The 16,287-nt window shown below is 44.2% G+C and carries 15 protein-coding genes; 9 read left to right on the top strand and 6 right to left on the bottom strand.

The window, feature by feature from the left end; all coding sequences use genetic code 11:
• Positions 1 to 557: 557 nt before the first annotated feature.
• On the bottom strand, positions 558 to 1,949 hold the full coding sequence (locus tag V6B33_RS17100) for a sigma-54 interaction domain-containing protein (protein ID WP_334218894.1): 1,392 nt from the start codon (positions 1,947 to 1,949) through the stop codon (positions 558 to 560).
• A gap of 221 nt (positions 1,950 to 2,170) precedes the next feature.
• Between V6B33_RS17100 and pruA the strand changes: the two genes are divergently transcribed.
• The 4 genes from pruA to V6B33_RS17080 all read left to right on the top strand — a co-directional run bounded on the left by pruA (position 2,171) and on the right by V6B33_RS17080 (position 8,074).
• Positions 2,171 to 3,715, top strand: coding sequence for an L-glutamate gamma-semialdehyde dehydrogenase (gene pruA / locus V6B33_RS17095; RefSeq protein ID WP_334218893.1), 1,545 nt, complete (start codon positions 2,171 to 2,173; stop codon positions 3,713 to 3,715).
• 177 nt (positions 3,716 to 3,892) lie between these two features.
• On the top strand, positions 3,893 to 5,089 hold the full coding sequence (locus tag V6B33_RS17090; RefSeq protein ID WP_334218892.1) for an ornithine--oxo-acid transaminase: 1,197 nt from the start codon (positions 3,893 to 3,895) through the stop codon (positions 5,087 to 5,089).
• Between the two features lie 197 nt (positions 5,090 to 5,286).
• Positions 5,287 to 6,531: a Glu/Leu/Phe/Val family dehydrogenase gene (locus V6B33_RS17085; protein ID WP_334218891.1), complete on the top strand. Its 1,245-nt coding sequence runs from the start codon at positions 5,287 to 5,289 to the stop codon at positions 6,529 to 6,531.
• Between the two features lie 145 nt (positions 6,532 to 6,676).
• Positions 6,677 to 8,074, top strand: a complete 1,398-nt coding sequence (locus V6B33_RS17080) for an aldehyde dehydrogenase (RefSeq protein ID WP_334218890.1) — start codon at positions 6,677 to 6,679, stop codon at positions 8,072 to 8,074.
• Positions 8,075 to 8,222: 148 nt separating this feature from the next.
• Here the strand turns inward: V6B33_RS17080 and V6B33_RS17075 are convergent, their stop codons facing one another.
• Positions 8,223 to 8,456 (bottom strand): DUF378 domain-containing protein, encoded by a 234-nt coding sequence (locus tag V6B33_RS17075; RefSeq protein ID WP_172254185.1) that lies wholly within the window; start codon positions 8,454 to 8,456, stop codon positions 8,223 to 8,225.
• Positions 8,457 to 8,648: 192 nt separating this feature from the next.
• On the opposite strand from V6B33_RS17075, the gene V6B33_RS17070 reads away from it, so the two are divergent.
• The 3 genes from V6B33_RS17070 to V6B33_RS17060 all read left to right on the top strand — a co-directional run bounded on the left by V6B33_RS17070 (position 8,649) and on the right by V6B33_RS17060 (position 12,237).
• Entirely contained in the window at positions 8,649 to 9,812 is a 1,164-nt protein-coding gene (locus tag V6B33_RS17070) for an iron-containing alcohol dehydrogenase (protein ID WP_334218889.1), read from the top strand.
• A gap of 170 nt (positions 9,813 to 9,982) precedes the next feature.
• On the top strand, positions 9,983 to 11,332 hold the full coding sequence (locus tag V6B33_RS17065; protein WP_334218888.1) for a glucose-6-phosphate isomerase: 1,350 nt from the start codon (positions 9,983 to 9,985) through the stop codon (positions 11,330 to 11,332).
• A 497-nt stretch (positions 11,333 to 11,829) separates the two neighbouring features.
• The gene (locus tag V6B33_RS17060) at positions 11,830 to 12,237 is read left to right on the top strand and encodes a YugN-like family protein (protein ID WP_334218887.1); all 408 of its coding nucleotides are present in this window, start codon (positions 11,830 to 11,832) and stop codon (positions 12,235 to 12,237) included.
• Positions 12,238 to 12,311: 74 nt separating this feature from the next.
• Here V6B33_RS17060 and V6B33_RS17055 read toward each other — a convergent pair whose 3' ends face one another.
• Positions 12,312 to 13,304: a potassium channel family protein gene (locus V6B33_RS17055; RefSeq protein WP_334218886.1), complete on the bottom strand. Its 993-nt coding sequence runs from the start codon at positions 13,302 to 13,304 to the stop codon at positions 12,312 to 12,314.
• Between the two features lie 61 nt (positions 13,305 to 13,365).
• Positions 13,366 to 13,917 carry a GNAT family N-acetyltransferase gene (locus V6B33_RS17050; protein ID WP_334218885.1) on the bottom strand — a complete coding sequence of 184 codons (552 nt, stop codon included), beginning with the start codon at positions 13,915 to 13,917 and terminating at the stop codon, positions 13,366 to 13,368.
• A 414-nt stretch (positions 13,918 to 14,331) separates the two neighbouring features.
• Here V6B33_RS17050 and V6B33_RS17045 point away from each other — a divergent pair, with 414 nt between their 5' ends.
• Both V6B33_RS17045 and V6B33_RS17040 read left to right on the top strand, forming a co-directional pair.
• Positions 14,332 to 14,595, top strand: a complete 264-nt coding sequence (locus tag V6B33_RS17045) for a hypothetical protein (protein WP_334218884.1) — start codon at positions 14,332 to 14,334, stop codon at positions 14,593 to 14,595.
• Between the two features lie 140 nt (positions 14,596 to 14,735).
• A complete protein-coding gene (locus V6B33_RS17040) occupies positions 14,736 to 15,020 on the top strand; it encodes a hypothetical protein (protein WP_334218883.1) in 285 nt (94 codons plus the stop codon).
• A 43-nt stretch (positions 15,021 to 15,063) separates the two neighbouring features.
• On the opposite strand, the gene V6B33_RS17035 is transcribed toward V6B33_RS17040, so the two are convergent.
• Both V6B33_RS17035 and V6B33_RS17030 read right to left on the bottom strand, forming a co-directional pair.
• A complete protein-coding gene (locus V6B33_RS17035) occupies positions 15,064 to 15,717 on the bottom strand; it encodes a hypothetical protein (protein ID WP_334218882.1) in 654 nt (217 codons plus the stop codon).
• On the bottom strand, positions 15,710 to 16,264 hold the full coding sequence (locus V6B33_RS17030; protein WP_334218881.1) for a sigma-70 family RNA polymerase sigma factor: 555 nt from the start codon (positions 16,262 to 16,264) through the stop codon (positions 15,710 to 15,712). The genes V6B33_RS17035 and V6B33_RS17030 overlap by 8 nt, the downstream gene beginning before the upstream one ends.
• Positions 16,265 to 16,287: the final 23 nt, after the last annotated feature.

Here is a 16,287-nt window from a genome sequence, read left to right as displayed (position 1 = left end):
AGAAACTCCTCTTATTGAGGAAATAGCACGAAAAATAGAGTAAATAGAGGGAAAAATTCCCTCTATTTACTCCAAAAGCATGAAAATGGACTATTGTACTTGTCTTAAAGGGAAAAACTCCCCTTATATCCCCCGAACCTAGCCATATTCTGCAGGATAAAGGAAAAAACTCCCCTTATTTAAACATTCAGAGGTTACTCACAATGAAGGATGAAAAAAATGTCTGCTTCATTTATCTGCCTCTAAAAATCCCCCCCTGCTAGATGAATATCATTCGCAGTACACCAATTGGTAAACAATTAGCATGTGAATTTTCATGCTACAAAACTTATGACACCATGTGAAATGGGGTTCGAAATTCAGGGCAGATTTACCGTGTATTTTATAAACCCTATATATATCAACAAAAAGAAGCAGTCTAATTCAGTTGTGAATAGGACTGCTAATTTATTATTGTATTCGAAATCCGAACCCGTTACATTTTTTCAACAGGTTTTTGCTGAGGGATTGGCCGGAATATTTTGATGGCTTCATTCTTACAAATTCCAGATCAGCACTCAGTACCCTGCCCTGCGCTCAATCCCATATTTCCGGATCCTGTACTGCAGATTCTGGCGGCTCATGCCAAGGGATTTTGCAGTTTGGGTAATATTGTATTCATGATGCTTCAACGCTTTTTGAATATAATAGGTTTCTGCTTCTTCCATAAATCGTTCCAGCGGTTTGATGTCGCCTCCCGTCTGGTAAAGAAAATCTGATTCTTCCTGGAGTTCCTGGCTTGAATACGTATGTTGCAGACGCTGCCTGAACCCGATTGGAAGATGATTGAAATCGATCATTTCTTCAAAACCGACCAGGTTGAATGCTCCTTCGATCACGTGTTCGAGTTCTCTTACATTTCCTGGCCATTCATATTTCAGAAAAATAGTAGAGGCTTCTTCTGTCAGTCCTCTGATATTCATGGCGAAGTGGTGATTGAACCGGCTGATGAAGAACGAAATCAGCTCTTTCAAATCTTCCTTCCGATCACGGAGAGAAGGGATGAAAATGGAAACGACACTTAATCGGTAATAGAGATCTTTTAACAGGCGGCCTTCAGCGATCGCATCGATCGGGTCTTCGTTCACCGTTGCGATCACGCGGACATCATACGGAAGATCTGAAACGCCCTGCAAGATGTTTAACAGTTTTTGCTGAAGGGAAGTGGTTAAAGAGTTGATTTCATCAAGCAGCAATGTTCCTCCCTTTGCTTGCTGAAAAAGGGTTTGGTGATTTTCTGTTCCAGACTGGCTGACTGTTCTGCCATTCCCATCGAAAAGGAGGCTTTCCAGCATATCTTCCGGCAGGGAAGCGCAGTTTTGTGCGATGAATGGACGATCGGAACGGGAGCTGCCATTGTGTATACTTTGTGCGAACAGCTCTTTTCCTGTCCCGGCTTCCCCGCAAATCAAGACAGGTGAAGAGGTGCGTGTAGCTCTTTTGCCGGTTTCGACCGCTTCCTGTAAACGAATGTTGTCACCGATGATGCTGTCAAATGTATAAAGGCTGTTCGTCCGTTTGTGCAGATTATCACGCATCATTTTCTCTAGCATCGTGACATCTCTTGCGATCTCGATCGCCCCGATCAGCACATCATCATGAAAAATCGGAAAGGTATCATTGATTGCCGTGATTTCAATTCCATTTATATTGAAGTAGGTTTGTTTGACATTGAGCGCAGGTTCCTTAGTTTTCAAGACTTGAAGAAGCGTGCTTTCTTCTTCGGAATGAAATTGAAATACATCCAGCAGGTTTTTGTCGAGGACGTCCTCGATTTCCATGCCTTCAATTTCACGCATCTTGCGGTTGTAGATGATGGTTCTGCCTTTGGAGTCGATGACATGGACACCTGATTCAAGATGTTCAGATACCTTTTCATACATATATAAACGTTTTTCAAATTCCTGCATGCTGTCTCTCTCCCCAATTAGTAAAAATCATTATTTCAGTAAAATAAAATCTATTGAAAGCGCTTAATGTAAAAATTTTAAAAAAACTCTTGAAAAAAGCAACTATCTTTTGCATTATTATAAGTGTAAGGGTTTTCTAAATGCAAATATTTTTTGCATTCCTGTTAACTAGCCTTTTCACTGAGGATGAATAATATTTTGTTTAAGGGGGGAACTGCCCAATGATTCCTTACAAGCACGAACCATTCACAGATTTCTCGGATCAAGAGAATCAGAAAGCATTCAAAGAAGGTTTAAAAGTAGTAGAAAGTTACTTGGGTCAAGATTATCCGCTCGTCATCGGCGGTGAGCGTGTTACGACTGAAGATAAGATTGTTTCAGTCAACCCGGCAAACAAAGAAGAGCTTATCGGACGCGTTTCGAAAGCAGACAAAGACCTTGCTGAAAAAGCAATGAATGTTGCCTATGACACGTTCCAGACTTGGCGCAAAGTGAAGCCTGAAATACGTGCAGACATCCTGTTCCGTGCTTCTGCTATTGTTCGTCGCCGTAAGCATGAATTTTCTGCTTTATTAACGAAGGAAGCCGGTAAACCATGGAAGGAAGCGGATGCTGATACAGCCGAAGCGATCGACTTCATGGAGTATTACGGGCGCCAGATGCTTCGAATTAAAGATGGGTTCCCTGTAGAAAGCCGTCCTGGTGAATACAACCAGTTCAATTATATTCCGCTTGGAGTAGGCGTGGTCATCTCACCATGGAATTTTGCGTTTGCGATTATGGCTGGTACAGCTGTCGCGGCCATCGTTTCGGGTAATACTGTACTTCTTAAGCCGGCTTCAACGACATCCGTTGTAGCAGCGAAGTTCATTGAAGTATTGGAAGAAGCAGGACTTCCTGCAGGTGTCATCAACTACGTTCCGGGAAGCGGTTCTGAAGTAGGAGACTACTTAGTCGATCATCCAAAGACACGCTTTATTTCCTTCACGGGTTCACGTGAAGTGGGTACGCGTATTTATGAAAGAGCCGCCGTTGTCCATAAAGGCCAAAAGTGGCTGAAGAGAGTGATCGCTGAAATGGGCGGTAAAGATACAATCGTTGTAGACAGCGAAGGGGATCTCGAACTTGCAGCACAATCCATCGTTGCTTCTGCATTCGGATTCTCCGGTCAAAAATGTTCAGCCTGCTCCCGTGCAGTCATCGTGGAAGATGTGTACGATCAAGTCCTTGAGCGTGCAGTTGAATTGACGAAAGAATTAACGGCTGGCGATCCTGTTGACAATGATCACTTCATGGGACCGGTGATCGACCAGGCGTCATTTGATAAAATCATGAGCTATATTGAAATCGGGAAAGAGGAAGGCAGGCTGATGATCGGCGGCGAAGGAGACAATTCCAAAGGATTCTTCGTGAAACCGACAATCTTTGCAGATCTTGCCCCTGAAGCCCGTCTAATGCAGGAAGAAATCTTCGGACCGGTTGTCGCATTCTCCAAAGCGAAAGATTTCGATCATGCTCTTGAGATTGCAAACAACACTGACTACGGTTTGACGGGTGCTGTCATCACGAATAACCGTGCGAAGATCGAACAGGCACGTGAAGACTTCCATGCAGGCAATCTGTACTTCAACAGGGGCTGTACGGGTGCGATCGTTGGATACCAGCCATTCGGCGGATTCAATATGTCAGGTACCGACTCCAAAGCGGGCGGACCGGACTACCTGCTTCTTCACATGCAGGCAAAAACAACATCAGAAACACTTTAATACCGCATGAAGATAAGGAGGAGCCTTTGTCAGCAGAGGCTCCATCCTTGTGCATAAGCAGTTAATCGCTGCAGGGGAAAATGAATTCCATATGCTGCAGCTTTTTTATAAAAAAAAATCAGAAGGATTTCAATCGTGAACCGCCTTCTGCCCATTCTCAGTAAGGAGGAACTTGTTATGTCAGTGAGTACACATTCGATTATTGAACAAACAGAAAAGTATGGTGCGAAAAATTATCATCCGCTGCCGATCGTGATATCAGAAGCGGAAGGCGTGTGGGTAAAGGATCCCGAAGGAACCAAGTACATGGATATGCTGAGTGCCTATTCGGCTGTGAACCAGGGTCACCGCCATCCAAAGATCATTCAAGCGCTCAAAGATCAAGCGGATCGAGTGACGTTAACATCCCGCGCATTCCATAATGATCAATTGGCACCATGGTATGAAAAGATCTGCCAGCTTACAGGGAAAGATATGGCGCTTCCGATGAATACGGGTGCCGAAGCAGTCGAAACAGCGGTCAAAACCGCTCGCCGCTGGGCATATGATGTGAAAGGCGTAGAAGAAAACAGAGCTGAGATCATCGCGTGTAACGGAAACTTCCACGGAAGAACGATGACGGCCGTTTCCCTTTCTTCCGAAGAAGAATACAAGCGCGGATTCGGACCTATGCTTCCAGGAATCAACCTGATCAATTATGGAGACCTTGATGCGCTTAAAGAAGCGATCACTCCGAATACAGCTGCATTCTTAATCGAGCCGATCCAGGGTGAAGCGGGTATCGTCATTCCGCCTGAAGGCTTCATGAAGGCGGCATATGAGCTTTGCAAAGAAAATAATGTCCTGTTCATTGCAGATGAGATCCAAGCAGGTCTTGCCCGTTCCGGTAAAATGTTTGCATGTGAATGGGAAGATGTCGATCCAGATATGTACATCCTTGGTAAAGCACTTGGGGGAGGGGTCTTCCCGATTTCCTGTGTAGTAGCAAGCACTGAAGTGCTCGGTGTATTCAATCCGGGATCACACGGTTCAACGTTTGGAGGAAACCCGGTGGCTTGTGCTGTGTCAGTCGCTTCACTTGATGTCCTGCTTGATGAAAAGCTCGCCGACCGTTCGTTTGAGTTGGGAGAATACTTCATGAGTAAACTTCGTGAGATAGATAACCCTATGATTAAGGAAGTTCGCGGAAGAGGATTATTCATCGGAGTGGAGCTTCATGAACCGGCTCGTAAATATTGTGAACAATTGAAAGAGGAAGGGCTGCTTTGTAAAGAAACGCATGACACGGTCATCCGTTTCGCTCCTCCGCTCGTCATTTCCGGGGAAGAACTTGATTGGGCCATCGCGCGCATCAAAAAAGTCCTTTCAAAGTAAGGTGGAAACATACTTGGGCGTAAGCCGGGAAATAGCGTGAAATTCACGTTTCCCCATATCTTTGAATAGATAATTAGTGTCCATGTAAAGCGCTTTAAAAAGAATGAATATTTTTTGAAATGTTAATGGTTTCGTACAAGGTAATGTGTTACAATTACTACGTTTCAGATCACATAATAAAGAGGCGAATGTTTAAAATGGGAGAAAACCTTAATCTGTTTACTTCTACACAGCATGTCATTAATGATGCTTTATCAAAACTCGGTTACTCCGAGGAAATGTATGAACTCTTGAAAGAGCCGATCCGCATGTTGACTGTCCGGATTCCGGTGCGCATGGATGATGGAAGCATCAAGGTGTTTACCGGTTATCGTGCGCAGCATAACGATGCAGTCGGTCCGACCAAGGGAGGCGTGCGTTTTCACCCTGAGGTGGATGAGGAAGAAGTAAAGGCTTTATCCATGTGGATGAGTCTAAAATGCGGGATCGTCGATCTGCCATACGGCGGAGGAAAAGGCGGGATCATATGTGATCCCCGTACGATGTCTTTCACTGAACTTGAAAAGTTAAGCCGCGGTTATGTACGTGCAATCAGTCAGATCGTAGGACCAACAAAGGACATTCCTGCACCTGACGTATATACCAACTCGCAGATCATGGCATGGATGATGGATGAGTACAGCCGTCTTCGTGAAAATGATTCACCTGGTTTCATCACCGGGAAACCGATCGTGCTTGGCGGTTCTCAAGGTCGTGAAAAAGCAACGGCTCAAGGGGTGACCATCTGCATCGATCAGGCAGCGAAGAAGCGGGGCATTGACATCAAGGGTGCACGCGTCGTCATCCAGGGATTCGGAAACGCAGGAAGCTTCCTGGCGAAATTCATGCATGATGCAGGCGCAAAGGTGATAGCCATCTCTGATGCTCACGGTGCACTTCACGATCCTGCAGGGCTGGATATTGATTATCTATTGGACCGCCGTGACAGTTTCGGGACCGTCACAACATTATTCGAAAACACGATCTCGAACAAAGAACTATTGGAGCTTGATTGTGATATCCTTGTTCCGGCAGCGATATCGAATCAAATCACTGAAAAGAATGTTCATGACATTAAAGCATCCATTGTGGTAGAAGCTGCAAATGGTCCGACTACTCTTGAAGCAACGCGCATCCTATCTGAAAGAGGGATCCTGCTTGTTCCCGATGTACTGGCAAGTGCAGGGGGAGTAACGGTATCCTACTTCGAGTGGGTTCAGAATAATCAAGGGTATTACTGGTCTGAAGCAGAAGTAAACGAGAAACTTGAAGCTAAACTTATTGATGCTTTCAACAATGTATACGAAACATCCCAGAATCGCCGGGTCAATATGCGCCTTGCCGCATACATGGTCGGCGCACGCAAGATGGCAGAGGCATCAAGATTCAGAGGTTGGGTATAACCCCGTTAAATAAAAAGGAACCTGTCTTCGATTTTAATCGGAGGCAGGTTCTTTCGTTTTTCAGTGGTTAACATACGTATTAATCCGGTCATTCATGCTATATTTAATATAAATTTATTTTATATGAATCGCAGGAGGGATCTTATTGACTGCAGTAATCGAAGAAGCATCCCGGGAAGCCATACAATCCGCAGTAGACAAGCAGAAACAATTTTACAAAGAAGGGAAGACGAAGCCCCTCGATGTCCGAAAGCAGACGCTTGAAAAACTGGCTGATGTCATAAAAGAAAATGAAAAAGAAATCCTGCTCGCTTTAAAGCAGGACCTGAATAAATCCGAAATGGAGACCTATACAACTGAAATCGGAATCCTCCTCGAAGAGATCCGGTTCACATTGAAGCATATCGACGAATGGTCTGCCCCCGTTAAAGTAAAAACGGCGAAAACGCACGTCGGATCCAAAGCGTATAAAGTACCGGAGCCATACGGGGCAGCGCTCATCATCGCTCCTTGGAATTATCCTTTGCAACTTGCCCTCTCGCCGATCATAGGGGCCATTGCTGCTGGGAATACAGCGATCATAAAGCCTTCGGAGCTGACGCCGCATACGTCCAACCTGATTACGGGTCTGATCGATTCACATTTTGATCCGGAATATATTACTGTCATTGAAGGCGGCGTAGAAACGACACAGCTGCTTTTGGAACAGTACTTTGATTATATTTTCTTCACTGGAAGTGTGCCGGTGGGCAAAGTAATCATGGAAGCGGCAGCGAAGCAGTTGATTCCGGTCACGTTAGAACTCGGGGGAAAAAGCCCGTGTATCATAGACGAAACAGCCAATGTTCCTCTTGCTGCTAAACGGGTCGCTTTCGGTAAAGTGACGAATGCGGGGCAGACATGTGTGGCCCCTGATTATCTTTTCATTCACAAAGAAGTAAAGGAAGAATTCATACAGGAATTCCAGAAAGCCATTATGGGATTTTACGGAAAGAATCCACTTACGAATGACACGTACGGAAGAATCGTGAATGAGCGTCACTTCAATCGATTGACAGGCTACCTTCAGGACGGTGATATTTTGACAGGCGGCAGTGTCGATCATGCGAGTCTTAAAATCGAACCGACCCTTATGGTCCCGAAAGACGATACCGTCCCGGTCATGCAGGATGAAATTTTTGGGCCGATATTTCCGTTGATGGAATATGAAGATCTCGACGAAGTTATCAGGTTTATCAATGACCGCCCAAAGCCGTTGGCGCTTTACTTATTTACAAGCGAAGATCATGTGTCCGATAAAGTGAACAATTCCATCTCATATGGAGGAGGCTGCGTGAATGACACACTCATGCATCTGGCGACTCCCTATCTTCCCTTCGGCGGAGTTGGCGAAAGCGGAATCGGCAATTATCACGGAGAATCAAGCTTTGCGGCGTTTTCCCATTACAAAAGCATTTTGAAACAAACAACCAAATTTGATTTCAGTTTCAGATATCCCAATGCTAAATTTGGATTGAAGGTACTGAAAAAACTTCTGAAATGATATGGAGGCGGCTCACTATTAGAGGGGAGCCGCTTTTTTCGATTTTGCCGGAGGATCATATATGGAGGCGGTCTGCACTTTAACAAATAAAAAAAGGGGCCATCCCCATTTTATTTTAAAGCAATGAGAGTGGCCCTTTATCTTCAGACTAGCGTGTTGGTTCTGTATGTGGCTCTCTTTCAATCTCTTCTGTTGGTTTGAATAATAATCCAAGATTTATGAGACCGGCGATTCCTACTAAACCGTAGATGATACGGGATAAAGCAGAATCTTGTCCACCGAAAATGGCCGCTACAAGGTCAAATTGGAAGAATCCGATCAGCCCCCAGTTAATGGCACCGATAATCGTTAGAACCAAAGCAATACGTTGAATTCCACTCATGTCATTTTTCCTCCTTAAACAATGGCTCATTTATAAGGTGTCCAACCTTTTTATTCTTATTCCAGCCAAGAAAGTTTTTCTGTGTGCAAGTTCTTTGCATTTTGGGAAAGATATATTCGATAATAGAATGGTGGATGAATCGGTTTTCCGTCAGTCAGGGAACCCGTCATTATTAAAGGAGGTAACAAAAAGATGAATACTTTTACTTTTTATAATCCGACTAAGCTGATTTTTGGTAAGGGTCAAGTTGAACAATTGAAAGATTTGGTACCTCAATATGGAAAGAAAGTGCTTCTGGTTTATGGCGGAGGAAGCATTAAACGTAATGGCCTGTATGATGAAGTGGTAACCATTTTAAATAGTATTGATGCACAAGTGCATGAGCTTCCCGGTGTAGATCCGAACCCGCGTCTTTCTTCTGTGAGAGAAGGGGTCAAAATCTGTAAAGATAACGATATCGACTTCCTGCTTGCTGTCGGCGGCGGAAGTGTCATCGATTGTACAAAAGCGATTGCAGCCGGAGCGAAGTATGACGGAGATGCATGGGATCTTGTCACGAAGAAAGCCGCTGCCCACGAAGCACTTCCGTTCGGAACAGTGCTGACGCTTGCTGCAACAGGATCTGAAATGAATGCAGGATCCGTTATCACAAATTGGGAAACCCAGGAGAAATACGGTTGGGGAAGCCCTGTGACTTTCCCGCAGTTCTCGATCCTGGATCCGGTGAACACGTTCACGGTTCCTAAAAACCACACTGTTTACGGTATGGTTGATATGATGTCTCACGTATTTGAACAGTATTTTAACGATGCAGCAAACACACCTTTACAGGATCGTATGTGTGAAAGCACATTAAGAACGGTTATCGAAGCGGCTCCTAAATTGCTCAATGACCTTGAGAATTATGAGCTTCGTGAAACGATCCTTTACTCAGGTACGATCGCGTTAAATGGAATGCTTCAAATGGGCTATCGCGGAGACTGGGCTAGCCACAACATCGAGCATGCGGTATCAGCTGTGTATGATATCCCTCACGCCGGCGGTCTTGCAATCCTCTTCCCGAACTGGATGAAACATAACCTGAAGGTGAATCCATCACGCTTTGCCCAAATGGCCGAGCGCGTGTTTGATGTCGATCCGACTGGAAAAACGGATGAAGAAACTGCACTTGAAGGAATCAGCAAGCTCCGTGAATTCTGGAGCTCAATCGGTGCCCCGTCAAGTCTTGCCGACTATGAAATCGACGACAGCAAACTGGACGTCATGGCCGACAAAGCAATGATTAATGGAGAATTCGGCAACTTCAACAAGCTGAACAAACAAGACGTTCTTTCCATTTTGAGAGCCTCTTTATAATATTCCATCTGAAAAGGGCAGCTTTTATGGCTGCTCTTTTTTTCAGCAGGAAACGTCCATTTATAAAAAAATTTAGATGAGTGCGCTTTCAAAAAGGGGGCGTTCTTGATTATCGTCTCAGCATCCGATAAAGTGAGATAGAAGAAAAATATTTTAATCGGAGGATGGTTATGACACACATTCGTTTTGATTATTCAAAAGCGCTATCGTTTTTTGGGGAACATGAACTTACATACTTAAGTGATGCAGTGAAAGTTGCACATCATTCATTACACGAACAAACAGGTGCAGGAAATGACTTCCTGGGATGGGTCGATCTTCCTGTAGATTACGATACAGAAGAATTTTCCCGGATTCAGAAATCTGCTGAAAAAATCAAGAGTGATTCTGATGTCCTGCTCGTCATCGGAATCGGCGGATCTTATCTGGGAGCGCGTGCTGCGATCGAAATGCTGAATCACAGTTTTTACAATGCCCTTCCTAAAGAGAAACGGTCAACTCCGCAGGTACTATTCCTTGGGCAGAATATCAGCTCTACTTACATGAAAGATTTGATGGATCTTCTAGAAGGAAAAGATTTCTCGATCAATGTGATTTCGAAATCAGGTACAACAACCGAGCCGGCGATTGCTTTCCGGATCTTCCGTAAGATGCTTGAAGAGAAGTATGGTGTGGAAGAATCGCGCAAACGTATTTACGCGACAACGGATAAATCGAAGGGTGCCCTCAAAACACTGGCAAACGACGAAGGCTATGAAACATTTGTCGTACCGGATGATGTAGGCGGTCGTTACTCTGTCCTTACAGCAGTAGGATTGCTTCCGATTGCTGTAAGCGGAGTTGAAATCGAACAGATGATGAAGGGTGCTGCAGAGGCACGCGAAGACTTCAGCAAGTCTGAACTGACTGAAAACCCTGCTTATCAATACGCAGTTGTACGGAATGTTCTTTACAACAAAGGAAAGACAATCGAAATGCTGATCAACTATGAGCCGGGATTACAATATTTCTCCGAGTGGTGGAAGCAGTTGTTCGGCGAAAGTGAAGGAAAAGACCAGAAAGGGATTTTCCCTTCATCGGCTAACTTCTCGACAGATCTTCACTCTCTTGGACAATATGTGCAGGAAGGCCGCCGCGATCTGTTTGAGACAGTCATCAAAGTTCAGGAACCCCGTCACGAGTTGAAGATTGAAAAAGCGGACAGTGATCTTGACGGTCTGAACTATCTGGCAGGCGAAACGGTTGATTTTGTAAATAACAAAGCATTCGAAGGAACCCTCCTGGCTCATACCGATGGAGGAGTACCGAACCTGATCGTGGAAATTCCGGCGATGGATGCTTACACATTTGGCTACCTGGTTTACTTCTTCGAAAAAGCTTGTGCGATGAGCGGATATCTTCTTGGCGTCAATCCATTTGATCAGCCAGGAGTTGAAGCATATAAAGTGAACATGTTTGCGCTTCTTGGGAAACCTGGATTTGAAGAAAAGAAAGCAGAACTCGAAAAACGTCTAAAATAAATGTCATCATATAGAGCGCGGGAGGTTCGATTCTCCGCGCTCTTTTTTTATACAAAAAAAGTATAAGTATCATTTGAGAATTGTCCAGTTCCGGGGCGGGCTTAGAGGCTCGAGACATAAGCCAGGCCATCCAAAAAGGCAAAGAACGCCTTTATGGCTGCCCTGTCTTATGCTTGTCTCCTCTGAGCGAGCCGCCTCCGCTTTTCTATTGTCCAGCTACAGGGCTTAGAGGCGGATGTCATAAGCCAAATCGACCAAGAAGGCAAAGAACGCCTTCATGGCCAATTCGTCTTATGCCATCCGCCTCTGGCAAAGCCCTTCCGCTTTTCTATTGTCCAGCTCCGGCGGCTAGAGGCTCGAGACATAAGCCATTGCATCCAAAAAGGCAAAGAGCGCCTTTATGGCTGCCCTGTCTTATGCTTGTCGCCTCCGCTTTTCTTATACATTTTTCCTCTCCTTTAGGAAAAACTACTCCTAAAGAAAGGGGTATGATTTGAGTGATTGAGCTTACATCGACTATTGAAGGTAAACATTATGAACTGTACAAGCTTGAACAGCTTCTTAAACCGCTCGGCTATACAATCGGCGGTAATTGGGAGTATGACCATGGCTACTTTGATTATAAGATCGACGACGAGGTTGGCTATCAATTCCTGCGTGTTCCTTTCAGGTCGGTTGACGGGCAGCTGGATTCGAGAGGTGCAACGGTTGAATTTGGGAAGCCCTTCCTGCTTGGGCATAAGTATCAAAGGGGGATCGATGATTTTGCCACTGCCGGGGATTTCTCGGGGACGGTTAATCAATTTTCCGAGCCTGTAGATCCGGATTCAAGCCTGCCCGACAAGTACGTTGATATCGGCAAGGAGCTTGTTAAGGAACTTGAGGAAACCATCAAGGCAGACTAAATGTCCAGAATTTAATCCATTCAAAAAAAGCTGGCTCCGATTGATGGTAGTCCAGCTTTTTGATACTTTCGGACTTAATTTGTGATGACAAGCAGTTCGTCATTTGCTTCCACGAGCGTTGTCAAAGGGGGATTCACTGATGTCTCCTCTCCTTTTTTGATTCCGAGCAGAATGATATTTTTTTGCAGGAGCCTATTGCTTATGCTCTGAAATGTTTCATTGATACAATCATCAGTCACGGCCACAAGCTGCAAGTGATTGCCTCTAAGATGATTCAGGAGTTTCAGGATCGCCTTTGACATTCCTTGTGAGATGATGCTGTTGATCATGACATAGCTTGTCTGCATATTGGTTTGAATCACTTCGTCCGCTCCCGCCCGCTCAGCATTTACGACCTGTTCCTTCTGGAGGATTTCCACGACGGTATAGACATCGGGATGATTGCCTTTAACCGCGAGCAGCGTGAGGACCGTGTGCATATCGGCTTCCATTTCATTGCGATTCGGATCGGCTGTAATGATGGCGATCGAGGCTTCATGCATACTGGCTTTCTGAAGCACTTTATCCTTAAATGGTGTTCCTTTTATGAAGTGGATATGATGGTTGCGGTAAGGATTTTGTTGGAGTGTTTCGTCAATCAGGATGATCTGTCCTCGGAAATGAAGGGAGCTCAACTGGGAGATGATCTCCCTTGTTCGTTCATTCCAACCGATGATCACCACATGATCCTTTCCCTTGAACGTTGCTTTTCCTTCTATATACGCATTTTGCGACATGACTGTATTCGTAGCCAGCGTAATGAAATAGGTAGATAGAAAACCGGCACCGACAAGGATGAGTACAACTCCAAATATCCTCCCCCCGGTTGATGCAGGTACAAAATCTCCATACCCGACAGTTGACATCGTAATGACTGCCCACCATATCCCATCAAAATAAGAGGGGAATGTGTCCGGTTCGATAAAGTGAATGAGAATCCCGAATATGGTCATCAGACTTATGGCAATGAGAAAAATCCGCACTAATAAAGGCCAGCGCAGGAATTGATGAAACATTTGCTGAACCATTCATCCAGCCTCCTTTTCTATCCGCACTGACCATTATTTCCTATTTAGGCGTATCTCATAACTAATCCAGCCATTCTTTCTTTAACATACTATACATATATGCATCATACATGGTATCTTCCTGCAGGATGTATTCACGGAGCAAACCTTCGCGGCGGAAACCAAGCTTTTCCACGACCCTGGATGACGCTTGATTATTCGGGACGATGACTGCTCCAATGCGATTCATTTCCCTATCGATAAAAAGATATGTAATGAGCGGTTTTAACGCTTCGCCCATAATTCCGTTCCCCCAGTAATCCGGGTGTAGATCATATCCAATTTCACAGCGTTTGTAGGATTTCGCAATCCCATGAAATCCGCATGTACCCATCATCTTGTCCGAGCTTTTGTCCACAATCGCCCAGCGCATCGGCCCACCGACTTCGAACTGCTTTTCGAAGTTATCCACCATTTTCTCTGCAACCTCTTTAGAAGAGATGGGACTCATTCCGAAGTACTGCAGGACTTCCCTAGAAGTATAATGTTCAAATAAAAAACTGACGTCTTCATTCGTGATCTGCCTTAAGATCAGGCGCTCCGTTTCAAAGATTGGATAAGTTGTCGTTGTCATCTTCATCTCTCCTTTAGGCTCTTTTCGCATACATTGTTGCTTTACACACAAGAAATACCGGAACTTGGGTATTTTCGATGGTAAGTCTGTCTCTTGTTTAAGCTTGAGTGTGAAAAGAGCACGTCTGCAAGCTGCACTAGGAATACTAGACAATGTCCGAAAAGCAATCATTTTTCAGAAAACAGCTCTCCTTTAAAAAGAGTATATCATGAGTATATTAGAAAATAAGAAAAATTTCGAATAGCGGGAATTTATCCATGATACTGATATGTTATGGGAGGCTGAATATGTAAAGCATTGATAAGTTTCACAATCGTCCAGGTTCCTAACCTTGGACCTTTTGGAGCATGTTTGGCCACCAATGGAGGCGGGTACTACAAGCGTAAGCCATCAACTTGAAAATAGGAGTGTTGCATGATGAACGTTCATTTTTGTATAGAAGGACATACAGAGATTTTTCACCAGCAGGAGTTTGAGGACATTATGCCATTATTGAAAATGAAAGAGGCGGGGACTCTTCTGACGTTTAAGGACCACCGGGGAGACGAAAACTTTATAGAGGGCAGGATCATTAAAACCTCATTTGAAACACAGCTGGATTATGACAAGGAGATCATAGATCAAATCCTTGTTGTCCATTTATACGTTGAGAAAGAAGAAACTAATACAGATTCATAAACGAACGAGAATGATTCAATTTCACATCCCGCCTGTTTTCATACTTTTTTACTAGTATTCTATTGAAAAATACAATAAATGGAATTATGCTAAGGAAGTATTGTAATTTGTAAAAAGTGGAATGACAGGGGGATGACAAATTGGGAAACGCATGGGGAAATGGAATGAAAGCAATCCTTACGATTGCGTTGGTCTTTTCAGCGATGACGGTCATTGAAACTACAGCTTCGGCAGCCGAGGACTACAACAGGAGCATTGAAGGGCCACCGGGTGGATATGGAAGTCTATCTTGGGAATATGAGGGGATTAAGAGAACAGTCTCTTATGTTATTTACAATTACTCTGATACGAGTGAGCAATATTGGAAAAAAGTTTATTATGATAAAAACAATAACTATGTTAGAACAGCCTACGGAGAAAAATAAACAAAAAATGATTATGTCCTTCGACATAATCATTTTTTAGCGTTCAATTCTTGAACGATTCTGCAATTTTCTTCAGTTCTGCTTTTCCCAATGTGACGTCCGATTTGCGGGGGTTATAGCCCATGGAATAGAAGATACCGTCCTTGTACCAAGTAAGATGGCTCGTTCTCCATTCGCGGTTGTCCCGGTAGCTGCCGGTCACATCACCTATTTTCACAGGTTCATACATGGCTGGGATGCCGGATTCAAGTCCAATATCCATACTGATCGTCAACCTTTGTTTCTCGGGTCCCGTCAATTTAACGGAAAACGTATCAAATCCATCTTCCTGGGTCGCTTTGTAGGTTCGATCCACAACTTCAAAAGGAACTACGGTCGGCAATTTGATTTTTTCACTCCACTTTGTATCTTCTTCATCGACATGGAGCTCCAGCTGGTAAAATTCTGCTTGACTGGCATTTTCCCCGTCTTGGAGGAATCCAAGCTGGCTTACGCCGAAATAAACAAACATGGTAAGGCAGGCAAGCATAAATATGGCTGACGTGACCGGTGCAAGAACAGGCTTCTTCCAAAAGGAAATCTCCTTCTTGCCTGAATGGATCTCATCTAAAATATTCCTTCTCATTTTTTCAGTGAATCCATGATTCTTGAACGTTTCTTCTTTCATCATTCCACGCAGACGACTCAATTCATCCATTGTTATACACCTCACTGTTCTGGTATGCGGCTCCCAACAATTTTCGGCCTTTCGATAAACGCGTCTTGACTGTGTTGATGTTCAAATCCATGCATTCTGCAATTTCAGCCAGCTTCATTTCTTCAAAATAAAATAAAAAGATGATTTCCCGATATTTAACCGGCAGGGATAATAGATTCTTGATGAGTTCGCTGTTGGTTTCTTCCTCAATGAGAGTTTGTTCAGGGGTGCCGAATTTCCCTTTCACCACATCATTGATCGTATTCGTGAAAGAGATCATCCGCGTATCCCACCGTCTCAAGTAATCCTTGCAATGATTGATCGCCATTCTTACAATCCATGTCTTAAGGGAAGACTCCTCCCGAAAGGTATCCATCTTTTTATAAAACTTCACAAACACTTCCTGCGTAAGGTCTTCGGCCAGGCTGTGGTCCTTCACGTAGGAATACACTATGTAATAAATATCGCTGCCATACTCTCTCATTGCTTTCTCAAGAATGAGATCCCTTGATGAGTAAGGTAAGGCTTCGTTTTGATTTTCCTGCAAAAAATCACCTGCTTTCGTCCTTA

Source organism: Mangrovibacillus sp. Mu-81, from assembly GCF_036867415.1.
Lineage (GTDB): Bacteria > Bacillota > Bacilli > Bacillales > Bacillaceae_B > Rossellomorea.
Note: the sequence above shows the minus strand (reverse complement) of the source record. Positions and strands in the feature narration are given on the sequence as shown.

Coding starts and splice junctions, on each gene's coding strand:
- V6B33_RS17100 (WP_334218894.1), bottom strand. CDS start 1,949: ATGCAGGAATTTGAAAAACGTTTATATATGTATGAAAAGGTATCTGAA.
- V6B33_RS17035 (WP_334218882.1), bottom strand. CDS start 15,717: ATGGATGAATTGAGTCGTCTGCGTGGAATGATGAAAGAAGAAACGTTC.
- V6B33_RS17070 (WP_334218889.1), top strand. CDS start 8,649: ATGAATACTTTTACTTTTTATAATCCGACTAAGCTGATTTTTGGTAAG.
- V6B33_RS17055 (WP_334218886.1), bottom strand. CDS start 13,304: ATGGTTCAGCAAATGTTTCATCAATTCCTGCGCTGGCCTTTATTAGTG.
- V6B33_RS17045 (WP_334218884.1), top strand. CDS start 14,332: ATGATGAACGTTCATTTTTGTATAGAAGGACATACAGAGATTTTTCAC.
- V6B33_RS17050 (WP_334218885.1), bottom strand. CDS start 13,917: ATGACAACGACAACTTATCCAATCTTTGAAACGGAGCGCCTGATCTTA.
- V6B33_RS17090 (WP_334218892.1), top strand. CDS start 3,893: ATGTCAGTGAGTACACATTCGATTATTGAACAAACAGAAAAGTATGGT.
- V6B33_RS17085 (WP_334218891.1), top strand. CDS start 5,287: ATGGGAGAAAACCTTAATCTGTTTACTTCTACACAGCATGTCATTAAT.
- pruA (WP_334218893.1), top strand. CDS start 2,171: ATGATTCCTTACAAGCACGAACCATTCACAGATTTCTCGGATCAAGAG.
- V6B33_RS17075 (WP_172254185.1), bottom strand. CDS start 8,456: ATGAGTGGAATTCAACGTATTGCTTTGGTTCTAACGATTATCGGTGCC.
- V6B33_RS17065 (WP_334218888.1), top strand. CDS start 9,983: ATGACACACATTCGTTTTGATTATTCAAAAGCGCTATCGTTTTTTGGG.